The organism is Pseudooceanicola onchidii (assembly GCF_004959925.1).
Classification (GTDB): Bacteria; Pseudomonadota; Alphaproteobacteria; order Rhodobacterales; family Rhodobacteraceae; genus Pseudooceanicola; species Pseudooceanicola onchidii.
This window is the reverse complement of record NZ_SPUW01000002.1, coordinates 616,298-632,872: the sequence shown is the minus strand read 5'-3', so window position 1 is coordinate 632,872 and position 16,575 is coordinate 616,298. Positions and strand designations below refer to the sequence as shown.

The 16,575-nt window shown below is 65.9% G+C and carries 18 protein-coding genes; 11 read left to right on the top strand and 7 right to left on the bottom strand.

The window, feature by feature from the left end; genetic code table 11:
- The first annotated feature begins 208 nt into the window (after positions 1 to 208).
- On the top strand, positions 209 to 2,380 hold the full coding sequence (locus E4S58_RS10955) for a transglycosylase domain-containing protein (protein WP_136636439.1): 2,172 nt from the start codon (positions 209 to 211) through the stop codon (positions 2,378 to 2,380).
- 44 nt (positions 2,381 to 2,424) lie between these two features.
- On the opposite strand, the gene E4S58_RS10950 is transcribed toward E4S58_RS10955, so the two are convergent.
- Complete coding sequence (locus E4S58_RS10950) at positions 2,425 to 3,036, bottom strand: MlaC/ttg2D family ABC transporter substrate-binding protein (protein ID WP_136636438.1); 612 nt, start codon at positions 3,034 to 3,036, stop codon at positions 2,425 to 2,427.
- A complete protein-coding gene (locus E4S58_RS10945; protein ID WP_240789533.1) occupies positions 3,014 to 3,736 on the bottom strand; it encodes an MlaA family lipoprotein in 723 nt (240 codons plus the stop codon). The genes E4S58_RS10950 and E4S58_RS10945 overlap by 23 nt, the downstream gene beginning before the upstream one ends.
- A gap of 237 nt (positions 3,737 to 3,973) precedes the next feature.
- Here E4S58_RS10945 and E4S58_RS10940 point away from each other — a divergent pair, with 237 nt between their 5' ends.
- From E4S58_RS10940 to E4S58_RS10915, 6 genes are read left to right on the top strand one after another with little or no spacing between them, the layout of a single operon-like run.
- On the top strand, positions 3,974 to 5,704 hold the full coding sequence (locus E4S58_RS10940; protein WP_136636436.1) for a type I secretion system permease/ATPase: 1,731 nt from the start codon (positions 3,974 to 3,976) through the stop codon (positions 5,702 to 5,704).
- Entirely contained in the window at positions 5,701 to 7,020 is a 1,320-nt protein-coding gene (locus E4S58_RS10935; RefSeq protein ID WP_136636435.1) for an HlyD family type I secretion periplasmic adaptor subunit, read from the top strand. The genes E4S58_RS10940 and E4S58_RS10935 overlap by 4 nt, the downstream gene beginning before the upstream one ends.
- Positions 7,021 to 7,080: 60 nt before the next feature.
- Complete coding sequence (locus tag E4S58_RS10930; protein ID WP_136636434.1) at positions 7,081 to 7,545, top strand: RidA family protein; 465 nt, start codon at positions 7,081 to 7,083, stop codon at positions 7,543 to 7,545.
- A gap of 1 nt (position 7,546) precedes the next feature.
- Positions 7,547 to 8,311, top strand: a complete 765-nt coding sequence (locus E4S58_RS10925; RefSeq protein ID WP_136636433.1) for a glycerophosphodiester phosphodiesterase family protein — start codon at positions 7,547 to 7,549, stop codon at positions 8,309 to 8,311.
- 30 nt (positions 8,312 to 8,341) lie between these two features.
- Positions 8,342 to 9,538 (top strand): GNAT family N-acetyltransferase, encoded by a 1,197-nt coding sequence (locus E4S58_RS10920; protein ID WP_136636432.1) that lies wholly within the window; start codon positions 8,342 to 8,344, stop codon positions 9,536 to 9,538.
- On the top strand, positions 9,535 to 9,828 hold the full coding sequence (locus tag E4S58_RS10915) for a 4a-hydroxytetrahydrobiopterin dehydratase (protein WP_136636431.1): 294 nt from the start codon (positions 9,535 to 9,537) through the stop codon (positions 9,826 to 9,828). The genes E4S58_RS10920 and E4S58_RS10915 overlap by 4 nt, the downstream gene beginning before the upstream one ends.
- On the opposite strand, the gene E4S58_RS10910 is transcribed toward E4S58_RS10915, so the two are convergent.
- Positions 9,816 to 10,442, bottom strand: coding sequence for a GntR family transcriptional regulator (locus E4S58_RS10910; protein ID WP_136636430.1), 627 nt, complete (start codon positions 10,440 to 10,442; stop codon positions 9,816 to 9,818). The genes E4S58_RS10915 and E4S58_RS10910 overlap by 13 nt on opposite strands.
- 95 nt (positions 10,443 to 10,537) lie before the next feature.
- On the opposite strand from E4S58_RS10910, the gene E4S58_RS10905 reads away from it, so the two are divergent.
- Positions 10,538 to 11,170, top strand: coding sequence for a protein-tyrosine phosphatase family protein (locus E4S58_RS10905; RefSeq protein WP_136636429.1), 633 nt, complete (start codon positions 10,538 to 10,540; stop codon positions 11,168 to 11,170).
- Between the two features lie 163 nt (positions 11,171 to 11,333).
- Here the strand turns inward: E4S58_RS10905 and E4S58_RS10900 are convergent, their stop codons facing one another.
- Positions 11,334 to 11,822 carry a peroxiredoxin gene (locus E4S58_RS10900; protein ID WP_136636428.1) on the bottom strand — a complete coding sequence of 163 codons (489 nt, stop codon included), beginning with the start codon at positions 11,820 to 11,822 and terminating at the stop codon, positions 11,334 to 11,336.
- An 84-nt stretch (positions 11,823 to 11,906) separates the two neighbouring features.
- On the opposite strand from E4S58_RS10900, the gene E4S58_RS10895 reads away from it, so the two are divergent.
- On the top strand, positions 11,907 to 13,109 hold the full coding sequence (locus E4S58_RS10895) for an NAD(P)/FAD-dependent oxidoreductase (RefSeq protein ID WP_136636427.1): 1,203 nt from the start codon (positions 11,907 to 11,909) through the stop codon (positions 13,107 to 13,109).
- Positions 13,109 to 13,669, top strand: a complete 561-nt coding sequence (gene rsmD / locus E4S58_RS10890) for a 16S rRNA (guanine(966)-N(2))-methyltransferase RsmD (RefSeq protein ID WP_136636426.1) — start codon at positions 13,109 to 13,111, stop codon at positions 13,667 to 13,669. Before E4S58_RS10895 ends, rsmD begins: the two co-directional genes overlap by 1 nt.
- Positions 13,670 to 13,745: 76 nt before the next feature.
- On the opposite strand, the gene E4S58_RS10885 is transcribed toward rsmD, so the two are convergent.
- Positions 13,746 to 15,407: a Y-family DNA polymerase gene (locus E4S58_RS10885; protein WP_136636425.1), complete on the bottom strand. Its 1,662-nt coding sequence runs from the start codon at positions 15,405 to 15,407 to the stop codon at positions 13,746 to 13,748.
- Between the two features lie 120 nt (positions 15,408 to 15,527).
- Here E4S58_RS10885 and E4S58_RS10880 point away from each other — a divergent pair, with 120 nt between their 5' ends.
- Entirely contained in the window at positions 15,528 to 15,956 is a 429-nt protein-coding gene (locus tag E4S58_RS10880; protein WP_169052654.1) for a c-type cytochrome, read from the top strand.
- Positions 15,957 to 15,960: 4 nt separating this feature from the next.
- On the opposite strand, the gene E4S58_RS10875 is transcribed toward E4S58_RS10880, so the two are convergent.
- Entirely contained in the window at positions 15,961 to 16,233 is a 273-nt protein-coding gene (locus E4S58_RS10875) for an I78 family peptidase inhibitor (RefSeq protein WP_136636423.1), read from the bottom strand.
- Positions 16,230 to 16,508: an I78 family peptidase inhibitor gene (locus E4S58_RS10870; RefSeq protein ID WP_136636422.1), complete on the bottom strand. Its 279-nt coding sequence runs from the start codon at positions 16,506 to 16,508 to the stop codon at positions 16,230 to 16,232. Before E4S58_RS10870 ends, E4S58_RS10875 begins: the two co-directional genes overlap by 4 nt.
- Positions 16,509 to 16,575 lie beyond the last annotated feature (67 nt).

Genomic DNA, 16,575 nt, shown 5'->3' with positions numbered 1-16,575 from the left:
AAACCTAAGACTCGACGTCACCTTCACCGGAAGCGTGGGCACCCGGAACAGGTGATTATTCCCTTCGCATTTGCACAATTTTTGACCACATCATCCTTTGTGCATATTTTTTAGGCAGAGTTGTAACGTCGTTTTGCGCCCAAACTCCTCAACATCCGGGCCGCAACCACGTATATCGGGGCCAGGCAAAAGAACCGGGCAGCACCCAATGAGTGATTCAGGACGACGCAAACCGACGCTGGTGGCTGATCGCCGATATGGCAGCCAGAAGGCCAAGCGCACGACCAAGGGCCAGGGCAAGACCCCGGGCGGGAAACGCGGGCGCCGTCGCGCCCCGGCGCGGCGCACCCCGCGCGGCCCGGTCGGCTGGATCCTGTCGCTGATCTCCTGGGCGTTCCGACTGGTCTGGGGGCTCACCTGGCGGCTGGGCCTCGTCGTCGTCGCGCTCATCGGGCTTGCGGTGGCCTACTCCGCCGCGACCATGCCACCGCTGGACAGCCAGTTGGACGGGCGCGCGCGCGGGTCCGTCACCATGCTGGACAACGAAGGACAGGTCTTTGCCTGGCGCGGGGACCAGTTCGGCGGGGTCGTGACCACGGAAACCGTGTCGCCGCACCTGAAGAACGCCATTGTCGCGACCGAGGACAAGCGGTTCTACAACCACTTTGGCCTGTCCCCGCGCGGCATCGCCTCGGCCATCCGCATCAACCTGCGCGAAGGGCGCGGGCCGCTGTCGGGTCACGGCGGGTCGACGATCACGCAGCAGACCGCGAAACTTCTGTGCCTTGGCGATCCCTATGATCCCGAAATCTGGGACAGCGAAGCCGCCTATGAAGCCGACTGCCGCGAGACCACGCTGTGGCGGAAAGTGCGCGAGGCGATCTATGCCATGGGGCTCGAGGCCGCCTATACCAAGGACGAGATCCTCACCATCTACATGAACCGCGCCTTCCTGGGCGCCGGCGCGCGCGGGTTCGAGGCCGCCAGCCAGCGGTACTTCGGGAAATCCGCGGCCGAGGTCAATCCGGCCGAAGCCGCCATGCTTGCCGGACTTCTGGTCGCGCCGACGCGCTATGCCCCGACGGCCGATCTGGCCAGGTCGCAGAACCGCGCCGCCGTCATCATCGGCCTGATGGAGGATCAGGGCTACCTGACCGCCAATGCCGCCGACGCGGCCCGCGCCAACCCCGCCGAACTGTCCGAGGCCGCCGAGGCCCGCGCCGGCGGCTATTTCGCCGATTGGGTCATGTCGTCGGGGCCCGAGTTCCTGACCCGCAAGACAACCGAGGACGTGGTGATCCGCACGACACTGGATCAGCGCATCCAGAAGGCCGCGGAAGACGGGCTGAAAGAGATCTTCGAGACCAAGGTCAAGGAAGGCTCCAAGGCGCAGGCCGCCGTCATCGTGATGAGCGCGGACGGCGCCGTCCGGGGCATGGTCGGCGGCCGCAAGACCAAGGTGTCAGGCGCCTTCAACCGCGCGACACAGGCGCTGCGGCAGACCGGTTCGGCCTTCAAGCCCTTCGTCTACGCCACCGCGCTTGAGCTGGGCTATCACTGGTACGACACGGTCGAAGACGCTCCGCTGACGATCAACATTCCCGGGTCCGGCCCCTGGTCCCCGGAAAACTATGACCGCCGCTTTCATGGCACCGTGACGCTGGCGCGGGCGCTGGAAAGCTCTCTCAACATTCCCGCCGTCAAGGTGGCGGATTCGGTCGGGCTTGACCTGGTGCGCAAGGTCGCGGGCGACTTCGGCATCCAGTCGGATCTGGCGCAGGGCCCCGCCCTGGCGCTTGGCGCGTCGGAATCCACGCTGGTCGAGATGACCGGGGCCTACGCGGGCATCCTCAACGGCGGATCGTCGGTCACCCCCTACGGTCTGGTCGAGCTGCGCCTGCAGGGTCAGTCCGAACCGCTGATGGATGCCTCGGGCGGGATCGGTGAACGGGTGATCCGGGAAGACGCCGCGCGCGAGCTGATCTGGATGATGCACAACGTCACCACCCAGGGCACCGGCGGGCGCGCGAACCTGACCGATCGGCAGGTCGCGGGCAAGACCGGCACGACCTCGGCCGCGCGGGATGCCTGGTTCATCGGCTTCAGCGCCGATTACGTCGCGGGCGTCTGGATGGGATATGACGACAACACGCCGCTGACCGGCGTGACCGGATCGGGCCTGCCGGCCGAAATCTGGCACGAGGTCATGGTGCGCGTCCACGAAGGCCTGCCCGCCAACCCGCTGCCCATGGCCCACCCCGAGGCCCCTGCCGTCGCGCCGAACGTGGCCGACAGCAACCGCGCGCCGCAGGGCACGCAGCAGCGCGGTCAGGATCCGCTGGAACGGCTGATCCGCAACATATTCGGCATTCGGAACTGACGACGAAAGCGACGGGGCGACAGTGCCCCGTCCGACAGCGCGGCTTAGCCCGCTTTCTTGAGATCTGCGATAAGGCCGTCGATGCTGCCACGGTTGCGGTCCAGCATCGCACCGATCTCGGCCCGCTCGGACGTGCGCAGCGAAATCCCTTCGATCACCATGTCGAAGAACAGCTCGCGCCCCGACCGGTCGGACACGAGGAACCGCACCTCGAAGGGGCTCTGGCCCTTGAGGTAGGCGGTGGTGATGACCTCGTGCCAGGTCTTGACCTGCCGGGTGCTTTGAACCTCGATCCGGCCACCGACGAATTCCTGGAACCGCTTGCCGTACTTGCGCGCGACATAGCCCTGGAAGGCGGCGATGTAGGCGCGCATCTGCGCGGGGGACGCGCTGCGGGCATCCGGGCCCAGCACCGACTGCGCGATGATCGACACGTCGGCATATTTCACGAAGATCTTCTCGAAGCTCGAGATCATCGACGCCAGCGATCCGCCCGAGGCGATGATGCGGTTGATGTCGCCCACGATCCCGTCGACCAAACGCCGCGCCGAGGCATCCGTCAGCGCCAGCGCCGGTAGCGGCGCCACGATCGCCATCGCTGCGGCCGAGGTCAGCAGGCCACGGCGGGTCAGGTTATTGAAGGTACGGGTCGTCATACGGGTCACCTGTCGCAGCATAGGGGTCATCGTAGGGGTCCGCGACCGCCGCATCGCCGTTCAATTCATACCGGCGGTTCTGCAGGTAGGTCACGCGACCCTGGGTGTAACTGTCCGCACTGTCATATAGGACGCTGTCCACGGTTTGCGAATAGCGGCCCCGGTCGCCGATGCGCTTGGCGATCCCGGCCGCCGTGCCGATATACTTCTCGGGCTTGGGCAGGACATGGCCAAGCGGGTTGGTGAACAGATCGACGACGCGGCCCGCCGCATCCCGCTGAGTCGATGGCCCCAGCAGCGGCAGTTCGACATAGCCGCCTTCGCGCACGCCCCAGACATGCAGGGTTTCGCCAAAATCGGTGTCGTGTTCGGGGATGCCCATGGCCGTGGCCACGTCGATCAGGCCGACCAGCCCGATCGTGGAATTCAGCGCGAACCGCGCGGTCGAGGCGACGGCGCCTTCGATATTGCCCTGCAGCGTGTTGTTCACGACCATCGCCGGGGTGGCAAAATTGTTCGACACGTTCCGCACGCCCGTGACCACCGGTTGCGGCAGCACCTTGACATAGCCGCGCCCAGCAGGCCGCAGCAGCGCGCGGTCGATGGCCTTGTTCAGACGGTGCGTGTTCCGGTTCGAGGCTTCCCAGGGGTCGTTGATGCCGACGGCGGGGTCGGCAGGGGCACAGGCCGACAGGGCCACGAGACCAACCAGAGCCGCCAGGCGAAGACATCCGACTGCAAAACGACGCGACCCAAACAATAACCTACCTCCGAAATTCGTCCCGGCTTACCATTCAGCGCCTGACGATTCCAGAGTTGTAAACACTGTTGTGTTTAATCTCGCCAAGGAATGGCGCAACAATGATGTACAGTTTGGAAACGACGCAGTAGAAGGTGGGAAATCCCCAATGATTTTAAGCCTTGGCAGCTTCCTCCCATGATTAGTCCCAAAGTTCAGAACGGCTATCGCGAACTTCGCGCCGCCCGTCGCTCAAACCGATCCCTTTTCTGGGCCGTCGGCATTTTCAGTATGTTTTCCAACCTGCTGATGCTGACCGGTCCATTGTACATGCTGCAGGTCTACGACCGCGTGCTGGGATCGAAATCGGTGGAAACGCTGATCGGCCTGTCGGTCATCGTCGTCTTTCTGTTCATCATCATGGGCCTGGTCGATGCGGTTCGCGCCCGGGTCATCAGCCGCGCCGGCGCCCGGTTTCAGGCGAAATTGGACCAGCGGGTCTTCGATGCGGTGATCCGTCGCAGTGCCGTCAAGCAGGACGAGGTCGGGCAGACCGGCGTCCGCGATCTGGAAGCCGTGCAGCGGTTCATGTCCTCGCCCGCGCTGATCGCGCTTTACGACATTCCGTGGACCCCGCTGTTCCTGGCCAGCATCGCGATCTTCCACCCCTGGCTGGGCATCCTGGCCCTGTGCGGCGGCGCGGTCCTGATCGCTGTCACCATCTTCAATCAGATCATCACCAAGGATCCCCAGGCTGCCGCGATGCAGTCGATGATCAGTTCGGAGAAGCTGGCCGACCAGATCCGGACCGAAAGCGAAATGGTCAACGCCATGGGGATGCGCAAGGCCGCGTTCTCGCGCTGGAACAACCTGCGCGGCCAGACCCTGAAACGGCAGATCGCCGCCTCGGACCTGACCAGCGGGTTTTCCACCACGACCAAGACCTTCCGCCTGTTCCTGCAATCCGCCATGCTGGGCCTTGGCGCCTTCCTGGTGCTGCGCGGCGAACTGACCCCGGGCGGGATGATCGCCGGCTCGATCCTGATGGGCCGCGCCCTGTCGCCGATCGAAATGATCGTCGGCCAGTGGGCCGTGGTGCAGCGCGCCATGCGCGGCTGGCATTCGCTGGCCGTCCTGCTGGGCGAAACCCCGGCCGAGGCAGACCGCACCGCCCTGCCGACCCCGCAGGCACGTCTTGATGCCGTCCAGCTGACCGTGGTGCCCCCGGGCGAAAGCGTGGCGTCGATCCGGATGCTGTCGTTCAAGGTCGAACCCGGCCAGGCCGTCGGCGTCATCGGACCCTCGGGCGCCGGCAAGTCCACGCTGGCCCGCGCGATCACCGGCGTCTGGCGCCCGGCCGGCGGCAAGGTGCGCCTGGATGGCGCGGCGCTCGACAACTATGATCCGACGGTGCTGGGCCGCTACATCGGCTACCTGCCGCAGCGCGTGCAGCTGTTCGAAGGCACGATCGCCGAAAACATCGCCCGGCTTGAACCGAACCCCGACGCGACCGCGATTGTCGAAGCCGCGAAGAAGGCCGACGCGCATGACATGATCCTCAAGATGCCCGACGGCTACGATACCCGCATCGATGCCTCGGGTGGGCGGCTGTCGGGCGGTCAGATCCAGCGGATCGGCCTGGCCCGCGCCATGTATCACGATCCGATGATCCTGGTGCTGGACGAACCGAACTCCAATCTCGACAACGAAGGCAGCCAGGCGCTGAACAAGGCGATCCGCATCATGAAAGAGGCCGGGAAATCCGCGCTGATCATGGCGCACCGCCCCGCCGCCATCCAGGAATGCGACATGATCCTGATGCTCGACGGCGGCAGCCGCGTGGCCTATGGCCCGCGCGACGAAGTGCTGCAGCAGGTGCTGAAGAACCATGACCAGGTCCGCGTCGGCGGCCAGGGAGGCCTGAGATGAGCGCACCTGACACCAACACCGACAAGACCTGGTCTGCCCGCGGCCCTCTGACCCTTGGGTTCATCGCCCTGCTGGCCCTTGTCGGCGGCTTCGGCACCTGGTCGATCTTCACCGAGATCTCGGGCGCCGTCATCGCGCCTGGCCAGCTCGAGGTCGACCGAAACCGCCAGGTCGTGCAGCACCTTGACGGCGGCGTGGTCGCCGAGATCGACGTGCGCGAAGGTGACCGGGTCGAGGTCGGGCAACTGCTGATCCGCCTCGATGACACCCAGCTGCGGTCGCAACTGGCGATCACCGAAGGCGAACTGTTCGAACTCATCGCCCGCCGTGGCCGTCTTGAGGCAGAGCGTGACAACCGCGACGACGTCACCTTTGACAAACTGCTGGTCGATATCGCCCAGACCAACCCCGACGCCGCCGAACTGATGGAGGGGCAGACCCGGCTCGCCGAAGCGCGGCGCGAATCCATCGCCAACGAGATCGAGCAGCTGCGCAAGCGCAAGGGCCAGATCGTAAGCCAGATCGAAGGCATCACGGCGCAACGCAACGCGCAGGACGAACAGATCAAGCTGATCGAAGCCGAACTGACCGACCAGCGATCGCTGCTGGAACGCGGCCTGACCCAGGCCTCGCGCGTGTCGTCGCTGTCGCGCGAAGCAGCCCAGTTGATGGGGTCGCGCGGGGAACTGACCGCCCAGCTGGCCGAGGCCGAGGGGCGGATCACGGAAATCGACATCCAGATCCTGAACCTGCGGACGCAGCGCCGCGAAGACGCGATCACCCGCTTGCGCGACATCCAGTACCGCGAGCTTGAGATGCGTGAACAGCGCAACGCATTGCTGGAACAGATGGCCCGGCTTGAAATCCGCGCACCTGTTTCGGGCGTGGTCTACGGGCTTCAGGTCTTCGCCGAACGCTCGGTGCTGCGCCCCGCCGACCCGGTGCTTTATGTCGTGCCGCAGGACCGGCCCCTGATCATCGCCGCGCGGATTGAACCGATCCACATCGAACAGTTGACGGTGAACCAGTCGGTGAACCTGCGCTTTTCCGCCTTTGACCAGCGCACCACGCCGGAACTGAAGGGCCACGTCACGCAGATCTCGGCCGATGCCTTCACCGACCAGAACTCCGGCATCTCGTACTACCGCGCCGAAATCATCCTGGATGACGGTCAGCGCGAACTGCTGCCCGAAGGGTCCAACCTGATCCCCGGCATGCCGGTCGAAGCCTATATCAAGACCCATGACCGCACCCCGATGGCCTATTTCATGAAGCCCTTCACGGATTACTTCGCCAAGGCCTTCCGGGAAACCTGATCCGCTCTTTCGCTTTGCCGCGGCGGGGTTTAGCGTCGCGGCAAATTGAAAGGAGCTTCCATGAGCAACGCGATCGAATCCCGCCTGGCCGAACTGGGCCTGACCCTTCCCGACAGCCCCGCCCCGGCGGCCAACTATGTGCCCTACGTGATCAGCGGCAACCTGGTCTTCGTGTCGGGTCAGGTCTGCATGGATGAAAACGGCTTCATCAAGGGCGTTCTGGGCGACACCATGACGGTCGAGGAAGGCGCTGAAATGGCCAAGCTCTGCGGCCTGTCGCTCCTGGCCCAGGTCAAGGCGGCCTGCGGCGGCGATCTGTCGAAGCTCAAGCGCGTCGTGAAACTGACCGGCTTCGTGAACTCGACCAAGGACTTCGGCGATCAGCCCAAGGTCATCAACGGCTGTTCCGACATGCTGGTCGATGTGCTGGGCGACGCAGGCCGCCATTCGCGTTCTGCCGTCTCTGCAGGCGCCCTGCCCTTCGGCGTCGCGGTCGAGATCGAAGGCATCTTCGAGATCGCCTGACATGACATTGCCTGCCGCCTTCCTCAGCCTGCCGATCGCGCACCGCGCGCTGCATGACAAGGCGGCAGGCCGCCCCGAAAACTCGATCGAGGCCATCCGCGCCGCCGTCGATGCCGGCTATGGCATCGAGATCGACCTGCAACTGTCGCAGGACGGCGAGGCCATGGTCTTTCACGACTATGACCTTGAACGTCTGACCGGCGAAAAGGGCCCGATCCAGATGCGTGCCGCCGCAGACCTGGTGAAGATCCCGCTGCTAGGCGGCACCCATATGATCCCGACCTTCGCGCAGGTGCTGAGCGAGGTCGACGGCAAGGTGCCCCTGCTGGTCGAGATCAAGGATCAGGACGGAGCGCTTGGGCCGGCGGTCGGGCGGTTGGAACAGGCCGCAGCCACCGCGCTCAAGGGATACCGGGGCGATGTCGCGGTGATGTCCTTCAACCCGAATTCGACCCGGGTCTTCGGCGGCCTGGCGCCCGACGTCCCCGTCGGCCTGACGACCTGCGATTTCAACGCCGCCGACTGGCCGCTGGTCCCAAAGGCGCGTCGTGAACGGCTGGCCGGGATCCCCGACATCGCCGCGTCGCGCGCGCAGTTCATCAGCCACGACCGCGAAGACCTGGCCAATCCGCGCGTGGCAGAGCTGAAGGCGCGGGGGCTGCCGGTGCTGTGCTGGACCATCCGGTCGCCAAAGGCCGAGGCCGAGGCGCGCCGAATTGCCGATAATGTGACCTTTGAAAACTATCTTTCACCGATCCCGGCTTGATCGCCGCGCGCGGCGCGTCACACTTGCCCCATGGACGGTGATCCCGAGACCCTTTTCGAAGTACGCGCGCATCGCGACCTGAGCACTGTCGCCCAGGCCGACTGGGATGCCTGCGCCTGCCCCGAGGTCACCGAGGGTGGCGCGCCGACCGATCCCTTCACGACCTATCGGTTCCTGAAGGCCCTGGAAGACAGCGGATCTGTCGGGCGCGGCACCGGCTGGCAGCCGCATTACCTGACCGCCCACAAGGGCGAGGTGATGATCGCCGCCGCGCCGCTTTACGTGAAATCGCACAGCCAGGGCGAATACATCTTCGACCACAACTGGGCCCATGCCTATGAAAGCGCGGGCGGGCGGTACTATCCCAAGCTTCAGATGGCCGTGCCCTTCACGCCCGCCACGGGTCGCCGGTTCCTGACCCGCCCGGGCCACGAGGCCGATGGCATGGCCGCCCTTGTGGAAAGCGCGGTCCGGATTGCCTCGGACAACGGCGTGTCGGGGCTTCACGTGACCTTTTGCACCGAAGACGAAGCCGTCGCGGGCGACGCCATGGGCCTGATGTCCCGCGCCAGCCAGCAGTTCCACTGGCTCAACAACGGCTACGCCGACTTCGATGGCTTCCTCGCCGACCTCAGCTCGCGCAAGCGCAAGACCATTCGCAAGGAACGGCGGCAGGCGCAGGATTTCGGAGGCGAGATCGTGTCGCTGACCGGTGACGATCTGCGCCCGGACCATTGGGATGCCTTCTGGCGCTTCTACCAGGACACCGGCAGTCGCAAGTGGGGCACGCCCTACCTGACCCGCGACTTCTTTGATCGCGTGCACCAGACCATGCGCGACGACGTGTTGATGGTGCTGGCGCTGCGCGATGGCCTCCCGATCGCGGGTGCGCTGAACTTCATTGGCCGCGACACGCTTTACGGACGCTACTGGGGCTGCACCGAACATCATCCCTGCCTGCATTTCGAACTGTGCTATTATCAGGCCATCGACGCCGCTATTGCCCGGGGCCTGGCCCGGGTCGAGGCCGGCGCGCAGGGCGAACACAAGCTGGCCCGCGGATACCTGCCGACCGCGACCCATTCCCTGCATTGGTTCGCCGATCAGGGTTTCACCCGAGCCATCCGGCAATACCTTGACGCCGAGGCCGACGCGGTCGAGGAGGAGATGGAGATCCTGACCTCTTACGGGCCGTTCCGCCGCGATAAGATGGAGGATCAGGAATGACCGAGAAACTGTCGGACACCGCCCGCGAAACCCTGCTGCCCGCCCTGCTGTCCACTGGCTGGGCCATGGCCGAAGACGCCGATGCGCTGACCAAGTCCTTCCGCTTCGACGATTTCACCGCCGCCTTCGCCTTCATGACGCGCGCGGCGCTTTATGCCGAGAAGTGGGATCACCATCCCGATTGGTCGAACAGCTACAACCGCGTGAAGGTCACGTTGACAACCCACGATCTGGGGGGCCTGTCGACACTGGATGTCAAGCTGGCCCGCAAGCTGGATCAGCTGGTCTGACCGCCGGCCTCGACATCAGCCAGATACCCGTAAAAGGCGGCAGGTCCGCCTTTTTCAAGCCGCTCGGCGCCATTGCGCAGCAGGTCGCGCAGCATCGGGATGACCCACCCCTCGGCCCAGCCATGATCCGCCATGCGCCAGCGGATATGCCGCCACTGCGCGGCACGGATGGCGTCGCCGATGATCGGATCCGGGGCGAAATCCGATGTGATCTCAAGGATCTCGATCCGGATATTCAGATAACCCTGCGCGTCTTCCCGGGCCCTGTCCGCCACCACCTTGGCCGAAGCCAGACGGTCCAGCATCCGCATGTCCGCGGGGGTATCCCCGACGCAGATCGATGCAGCCCTCAGCAGTTCCTTCACCACGATCAAGTCACGTTCACGATGCGCCGGATTCAAAGGCGCAACAATCGTGCCGACGCCGGACCGGGTTTCCACCAGCCGTTCGTGTGCCAGCTTCTGCAGGATCTGCCGGATCGGCGTGCGGGACACGCCGAATTCGGCTGCGATGGCGCCTTCGTGAAGCGTGATCACCTCACCGGTCGTCTGCATCATGCAGATCCGGGTCCGCAGTTCTGATGCGATCGTTGAACTTTCGGCTCTGAGATGCATCCGCGTTTACTTTTCCGGTTCGTTTGGACATCACTCTCAATTGAAGAGAGCCAAAGCATATATGGCCCTGCGCTTCCCCGGCGTCAAAGGTTAATATGCAATTCACATTCATCTTTAAGGCTTTACCCATCATGTCCGTTCCGCAGACCCCCGAAACGTCCCTGCGCGCCGTCATCGAATGCCCGGGTCAGGGACGTTGTATGATGGCGGGCTTCCCCGGCCTCGCCGCCGGTGCAGATGGCACGCCATTCCTCGACCCCGACCGGATGGGCGCGACGCTCGATGCCATCGTCGCAAACGGTGCCCCGCTTCTGGTCGTCCTGACCGAAGAGCACGAATTGCCCGACGGCAGCTTTGACCAACTGCGCGGCCAGGCGGCGGCGCGCGGGCTCGATCTCGCCTTCCTGCCGATCCGGGACTACCACACCCCCGACGACCCCACGATAGGCCGGTGGCACGATCTTCTGGCCTCGCGCCAAGATCTGCCCAACACCGGCGGGACGGTGGCCTTCACCTGTCGACACGGCGCCGGCCGGTCGGGGCTGATGGCGGCCAACGTGCTGCTTCATGACGGGATGGATCTGCCCGACGCCGTAGATCTGGTGCGCAGCCATTTCGCCGAGGCCATCGAAACCGAGTCACAAATGTCTTGGCTACAAGGGGTTTCACGCCGGTTAAAAGATGATTCGCAGACTCTTGACGTAGATTTCGGCACCACACATAGATAATGCATAACCCGACGGTACTACCGTTCGACAACTCCGGATCAACCGGACCTGCTGCATACCGGCCAGAAGGCCAACCGTGGCTGGGGGATTGTAGGGTTTACGGGCGTCGCAAGACGCAACCTTGAGGCCCGCAGGACAGAAGTGCTGCGGGCCTCGTCCGTTCTTAGATGGATTCCAGCAGAGCTTCACCGCCGGACGTGTCGCAGACACCGGGGTTCTCTTCAGCCTGGATCACGGTGACCTTGCCGTCTTCGACGCACATCGCATAGCGCTTGGAGCGGTCGATCAGACCGACCGGCGGGGCCGAGAAATCCATGCCCACGGCCTTGGTGAACTCGGCCGACGGGTCCGCCATCATGGTGATGCCCGCCTTGCCTGCGCCGGTCTGCTGGTCCCACGCGCCCATGACGAAGGGGTCGTTGACGGACAGGCAGATCACCTCGTCCACACCCTTGGCGCGGAACTGGTCCGCCGTGCGGATAAAGCTGGGCACATGTGCCGTGGTGCAGGTACCGGTAAAGGCGCCGGGCAGCGCGAAGATCACGACCTTGCGCCCCTTGAGCCGTTCGGTCAGCGAAACCTGCGCGGGCCCCTTGTCGGTGTTTTCGACCAGCGTCGCGTCGGGAAGTGTGTCGCCTTGGGAAATTGCCATTGGAGGAGCCTCTCGCTATCCATTTGTTCCGGGGACACCATAGCGCCCGGACAGGACGCTGCCAGAGCAAAAGAAGAGGCGCACATGTCACATATCGTTATCGTCGGGGCCGGGCAGGCCGGATCCTCTCTGGCCGCGAAACTGCGCGACGACGGCTTTGACGGCGACATCACGCTGATCGGGGATGAAACCGCCCCGCCCTATCAGCGCCCGCCGCTGTCCAAGGACTACCTGCTGGGCAAGATGCCGCGCGACCGCCTGTTTCTGCGCGCCGACAGCTTCTACACCGACCGCCGGATCGTGCTGCGCACCGGCACCCCGGTCACCCGCATCGACCCCGCAGCCCGGACCCTGACGTTTGGAGACGAGGTTCTGTCCTACGACCAGCTGGCGCTGACCACCGGGTCGGTCCCGCGCCGCCTGCCCGCCGCGATCGGCGGCGATCTGGCGGGGCTGTTCACCGTGCGGACGCTGGCAGACATCGACGCGCTGGAACCGCAGGTCCGCCCGGGACGTCGGGTCCTGATCATCGGCGGCGGCTATATCGGGCTCGAAGCGGCTGCGGTCGCGGCCAAACAGGGGCTGGAGGTCACGCTGGTCGAACTGGCCGACCGGATCCTGCAACGGGTCGCCGCGCCCGAGACCTCGGACTTTTTCCGCGCGCTGCACAGCGCGCACGGCGTCGACATCCGGGAAGGCGTCGGCCTGTCGCGGCTGATCGGCGACGGCCAAGTGGCGCAGGCCGAACTGTCCGACGGCACGACGCTGGACATCGATTTTGCCATCGTCGGGGCCGGGATCCTGCCTGACACCGCGCTGGCCGAGACCGCCGGGATCGCCTGCGACAACGGCATCGCCACCGATACTCACGGCCGCACCTCGGCCGAAGGGATCTGGGCTGCGGGCGATTGCGCGAGTTTCCCGCACGGGTCCGCCCGCCTGCGGCTGGAAAGCGTGCCGAACGCCATCGACATGGCGGAATGCGTCGCCTTGAACATGCTGGGCGGGGACCGGGAGTATGTGCCCGAGCCGTGGTTCTGGTCGGATCAGTACGATGTGAAGCTGCAGATCGCGGGGCTGAACACCGGCTACGACCGCGTGGTGATCCGCGAGGGCGAAGGGTCGCGGTCGCACTGGTATTACGCGGGCGATCGCCTGCTGGCCGTGGACGCGATGAACGACCCGCGCGCCTTCATGGTGGCCAAGCGTCTGCTGGCGGCGGGGAAATCCCCGGATGCGGCGGCGGTCGCCGATGCCTCCATCGACCTCAAGACCCTGATGCGCTGATGCGGATCGTCGGAGGCGCCTTTCGCGGCCGCCGCCTTGCCGCCGTCGGCAAGGGGGATGCGGGCGCCCACCTGCGACCCACGGCGGACCGGGTGCGCGAAAGCCTGTTCTCGATGCTGGAAGGGGGCCGGTTCGGGGATCCGATCGACGGCGCCCGGGTGCTGGACCTGTTTGCCGGAACCGGGGCCCTCGGGCTCGAGGCGCTGTCGCGCGGCGCGGATCATGTGACCTTTGTCGACGACGGCCGGGTGGCGCAAAAGCTTCTGGCCGAGAACATCGCGACGCTTGGGGTGAAGGACCGGGTGCGCGTACTTCGGACCACGGCCCTGCGCCTGCCGGTGGCCGAGGCCCCTGCCACGCTGGTGTTCCTCGACCCGCCCTATGGCAAGGACCTGGGCGCCAAGGCGCTGACGGGTGCACGATCCCAGGGCTGGATCACGGCCGAGGCGCTGGTGATCTGGGAAGAACGCGGCCCGCAACTCGCGCCCGAAGGGTTCACCCTGCTGGAACACAAGACCTATGGCGACACAGTGATGACGCTGCTCATGGCCACCCCGTAGGGTAGGTGTCCGCGCGCGCCGTCACCTGCGGCGGTGCGTGCAAGCACGCACCCTACCGCCCGCGTAACGTCGCCCCTTACCCGAACCGCCCCTGGCAGAACCACCCAGCCGACATCGCCGCCCCGTGGGCAAAGAAAAGCCACAGCCTTTCGCCCCCCTCGACGGTCACCCGCCAGTAGTCGCGGATGCCGGACCGCCAGGCCGGGTCGTCCAGCCACCATTCCGGCGCGATGCGTTCCGGGCCCAGGGTCTCAACCGGCGTCAGATCCCGCCCGCGCCAGCGGAACGGTCCATTCAGGCGCGGCACCTCCGGAGCGGTCACCGGTTCCGGCCGCCACAGCAGAAGCGGACGCGGCACCGGCGGGTCGGGCCATTCGGTCACCGGCTCAGACCAGGCGGCGGCCAGCACAAGCGCGGTCTTTTCCGGGATGTGCGAGGACGCCGGGTGCCAGCGGGTGATCTGCTCCATCCCGACGCGGGCGCCGATCCGGGCGATCAGATCATCATGCCCCGTGCTGGCCGCCAACCGGTCCGCGATCACCTTGCCGGCCTCAAGATGTCCGACGGGCTGGCGGGCCGACACGGGTTCGGTCTGCACCGCCTCAAGCCGCAGCATGTCGATGCCGTGGCCTGCGTCGATTTCTTCGACCTTCATGGCCAGCAGGGGACGGATCCGTTCGGGATCCGCCGTCGGGCGCGCCACCCCGGCGGACACCCATTGCATGGTGTGATCCGTCCGGTAAGCCTGCAACCGGATCAGCCGCACCCCGCGCCCCGCCTTGCCGACCGTATCGCACAGGCGCGGCAGCAGCCGGTCGAGCCCGGCCAGGAGGTCATCGGTCAGCCCGATCGGGTCAGGCAGGGTCATCCGCACGGCAAAGGGCCGCGCTTCGGCCACCGGCGACACCGGTTCGGGCACCTGGCCAAGCGCCTGGTCGATCCGCAGCACGACCCCGGGACCGAACCGGCGCGACAGCGGCCCGCGCGGCTGGTCGATCAGGTCCGACACCCGCCGCAGCCCCAGCCGCGACAGCTGCGTCACCACGTCAGGCTCAAGCCGCAGGGCGGCCAGCGGCAACCCGGCGATGGCGCTGCGGGTCTGGCCGGGCGCGGCGATCCGCTGCGCCTCGACCCCGGCGGTCTTGATCCGGGGGGCCGCGCCGCCCCGTTCCCAATGCCGCCGTTTGGCCGCCCGCGACCGGGTGGCCCGCGCCTCCTGGTCCACGGCGTCACCGCTGCGGTGATGCCCCGCGCCGATGCCGGCAAACCGCGCCAGCGCCCAGGACCCGCCGATCGTGTCGGCGACACCCGCGCGCACCGTCAGCCCCAGACCCGCGCAATCGGCATCGACGGAGTCGAGCAGCCCCTCCTCTCCGCCGAACAGGTGGGCGCAGCCGGTGATGTCGAGGCAAAGCCCCTCTTCCCCCGCGATGCCGACCCAGGGCGAATATTTCCCCGCCCACCTGCGCAGGGAGGCAAGGAAGACCCCTTCGGCCTGCGGATTCCGCAGGCGCGTGATCATGTCCGGGCACATGGCCAGGGCATCCCGCAGCGGCTGCCCCCGCACCAATCCCGCCACGCTCGCCCCGGCCGAAAGCGAATGCAGCACCTGCGCCGGACCCTGCGTCGCCACCACCGCAAAGGGCATCTCCGGATCGCCGCCGATCTGCCGCAGCAGACGGTCGGCCCCCATCCGGGGAAACCACAGCGAGAGGATGCGACGGCGTGGAGCAGGCATGAGTCGGTCAGGTAATGTTCATGATATGTTCCAAAGATAAACCTCACGTGAACGGGAGTCGAGTCTGCTGGCCTCACCCCCGCCAAACCGCCATGGTTCAACAAAATGAAGGAGATACCGATGACAGTTCGCCACCTTGCCCTCGCCCTATGCCTGATTGCGACGGGCGCCCTGGCACATGACAACGTCCAGAACCCCTCGGTTCAAGCCCGGATGCAGATGATGAAAGACATCAAGGCCGCGACCGGTGTGCTGGGAAACATGGCCAAGCAGCCCGCCAGCTATTCCCAGGCCGACGCCGAGGCTGCGGCGGCCAAGCTGGCAGATCTGGCCGGGCGGATCCCCGCGGCGTTCGAAGATGCCGCCACCGATCCGCAATCTGAATCAAGCCCGGCGATCTGGGACAACTGGAACGACTTCACCGCCAAGGCGGCCGCCCTGCAATCCGCCGCGCAGGACATGGATGCAGGCTCGGCCGAGGGCGTCGCCGCCGGAATGCTGGCGATCGGCGGGGCCTGTGGCGCCTGCCACCAGCCCTACCGCCTCTGATCCGTCAGCCACAGCGCAGGCGCGTCACAACGCCCGCGTCATCAAGGTCGATATTCAGCCGGTCGGCACGGTAATCCATCGTCGCCATGTCGTCCGGCCCGAGGATCCGCAGATCCCGCCCGGCCTCCAGCCCGGCCGCCGCGATCGCAGCGCGATCCTGACCGACAAGTGATTGGTATTGCGTCGCGCCACAGGGGTCATCCGCCACCTCGGTCACGCCGGTTTCACGACATCCGGCAAGGGCCAGCGCCGCACACAGGACAACCGCGCCCCTCATCCGCAGTAGACCCGCGTGACGATCTTCCCGTCATCCGACACGATGTTGACCCGTTCTGGGTTGAACTCGTCCGTCAGGATCGCGCCGGGACCGAAGATGCGCACCTTGGGCCCTTCGGCGATGGTCTGTTCGGCGGTTCCAAGGGACTTGCCGACCAGCGCTTTGTAGGCCGACGGGCGGCATTCGTAGCTTTCGTAATAATTCGCGAGACCACCGGTGTCGGCCAGCGCCGCAACCGGCGTGGCCGTCATCAGGGCCATGATAAGAGTCTTCATGAAGGGCACTCCTTTACCAGATGTCTTAAATGGAAATTCCCGGCCCGCCGAACAAGTTCCGCCGTTG

What these genes read in the sequence shown, in the direction of transcription:
- E4S58_RS10955 (WP_136636439.1), top strand. Translation starts at nt 209, where the DNA reads ATGAGTGATTCAGGACGACGCAAACCGACGCTGGTGGCTGATCGCCGA.
- E4S58_RS10950 (WP_136636438.1), bottom strand. Translation starts at nt 3,036, where the DNA reads ATGACGACCCGTACCTTCAATAACCTGACCCGCCGTGGCCTGCTGACC.
- E4S58_RS10940 (WP_136636436.1), top strand. Translation starts at nt 3,974, where the DNA reads ATGATTAGTCCCAAAGTTCAGAACGGCTATCGCGAACTTCGCGCCGCC.
- E4S58_RS10935 (WP_136636435.1), top strand. Translation starts at nt 5,701, where the DNA reads ATGAGCGCACCTGACACCAACACCGACAAGACCTGGTCTGCCCGCGGC.
- E4S58_RS10930 (WP_136636434.1), top strand. Translation starts at nt 7,081, where the DNA reads ATGAGCAACGCGATCGAATCCCGCCTGGCCGAACTGGGCCTGACCCTT.
- E4S58_RS10925 (WP_136636433.1), top strand. Translation starts at nt 7,547, where the DNA reads ATGACATTGCCTGCCGCCTTCCTCAGCCTGCCGATCGCGCACCGCGCG.
- E4S58_RS10920 (WP_136636432.1), top strand. Translation starts at nt 8,342, where the DNA reads ATGGACGGTGATCCCGAGACCCTTTTCGAAGTACGCGCGCATCGCGAC.
- E4S58_RS10915 (WP_136636431.1), top strand. Translation starts at nt 9,535, where the DNA reads ATGACCGAGAAACTGTCGGACACCGCCCGCGAAACCCTGCTGCCCGCC.
- E4S58_RS10910 (WP_136636430.1), bottom strand. Translation starts at nt 10,442, where the DNA reads ATGCATCTCAGAGCCGAAAGTTCAACGATCGCATCAGAACTGCGGACC.
- E4S58_RS10905 (WP_136636429.1), top strand. Translation starts at nt 10,538, where the DNA reads ATGCAATTCACATTCATCTTTAAGGCTTTACCCATCATGTCCGTTCCG.
- E4S58_RS10900 (WP_136636428.1), bottom strand. Translation starts at nt 11,822, where the DNA reads ATGGCAATTTCCCAAGGCGACACACTTCCCGACGCGACGCTGGTCGAA.
- E4S58_RS10895 (WP_136636427.1), top strand. Translation starts at nt 11,907, where the DNA reads ATGTCACATATCGTTATCGTCGGGGCCGGGCAGGCCGGATCCTCTCTG.
- rsmD (WP_136636426.1), top strand. Translation starts at nt 13,109, where the DNA reads ATGCGGATCGTCGGAGGCGCCTTTCGCGGCCGCCGCCTTGCCGCCGTC.
- E4S58_RS10885 (WP_136636425.1), bottom strand. Translation starts at nt 15,407, where the DNA reads ATGCCTGCTCCACGCCGTCGCATCCTCTCGCTGTGGTTTCCCCGGATG.
- E4S58_RS10880 (WP_169052654.1), top strand. Translation starts at nt 15,528, where the DNA reads ATGACAGTTCGCCACCTTGCCCTCGCCCTATGCCTGATTGCGACGGGC.
- E4S58_RS10875 (WP_136636423.1), bottom strand. Translation starts at nt 16,233, where the DNA reads ATGAGGGGCGCGGTTGTCCTGTGTGCGGCGCTGGCCCTTGCCGGATGT.
- E4S58_RS10870 (WP_136636422.1), bottom strand. Translation starts at nt 16,508, where the DNA reads ATGAAGACTCTTATCATGGCCCTGATGACGGCCACGCCGGTTGCGGCG.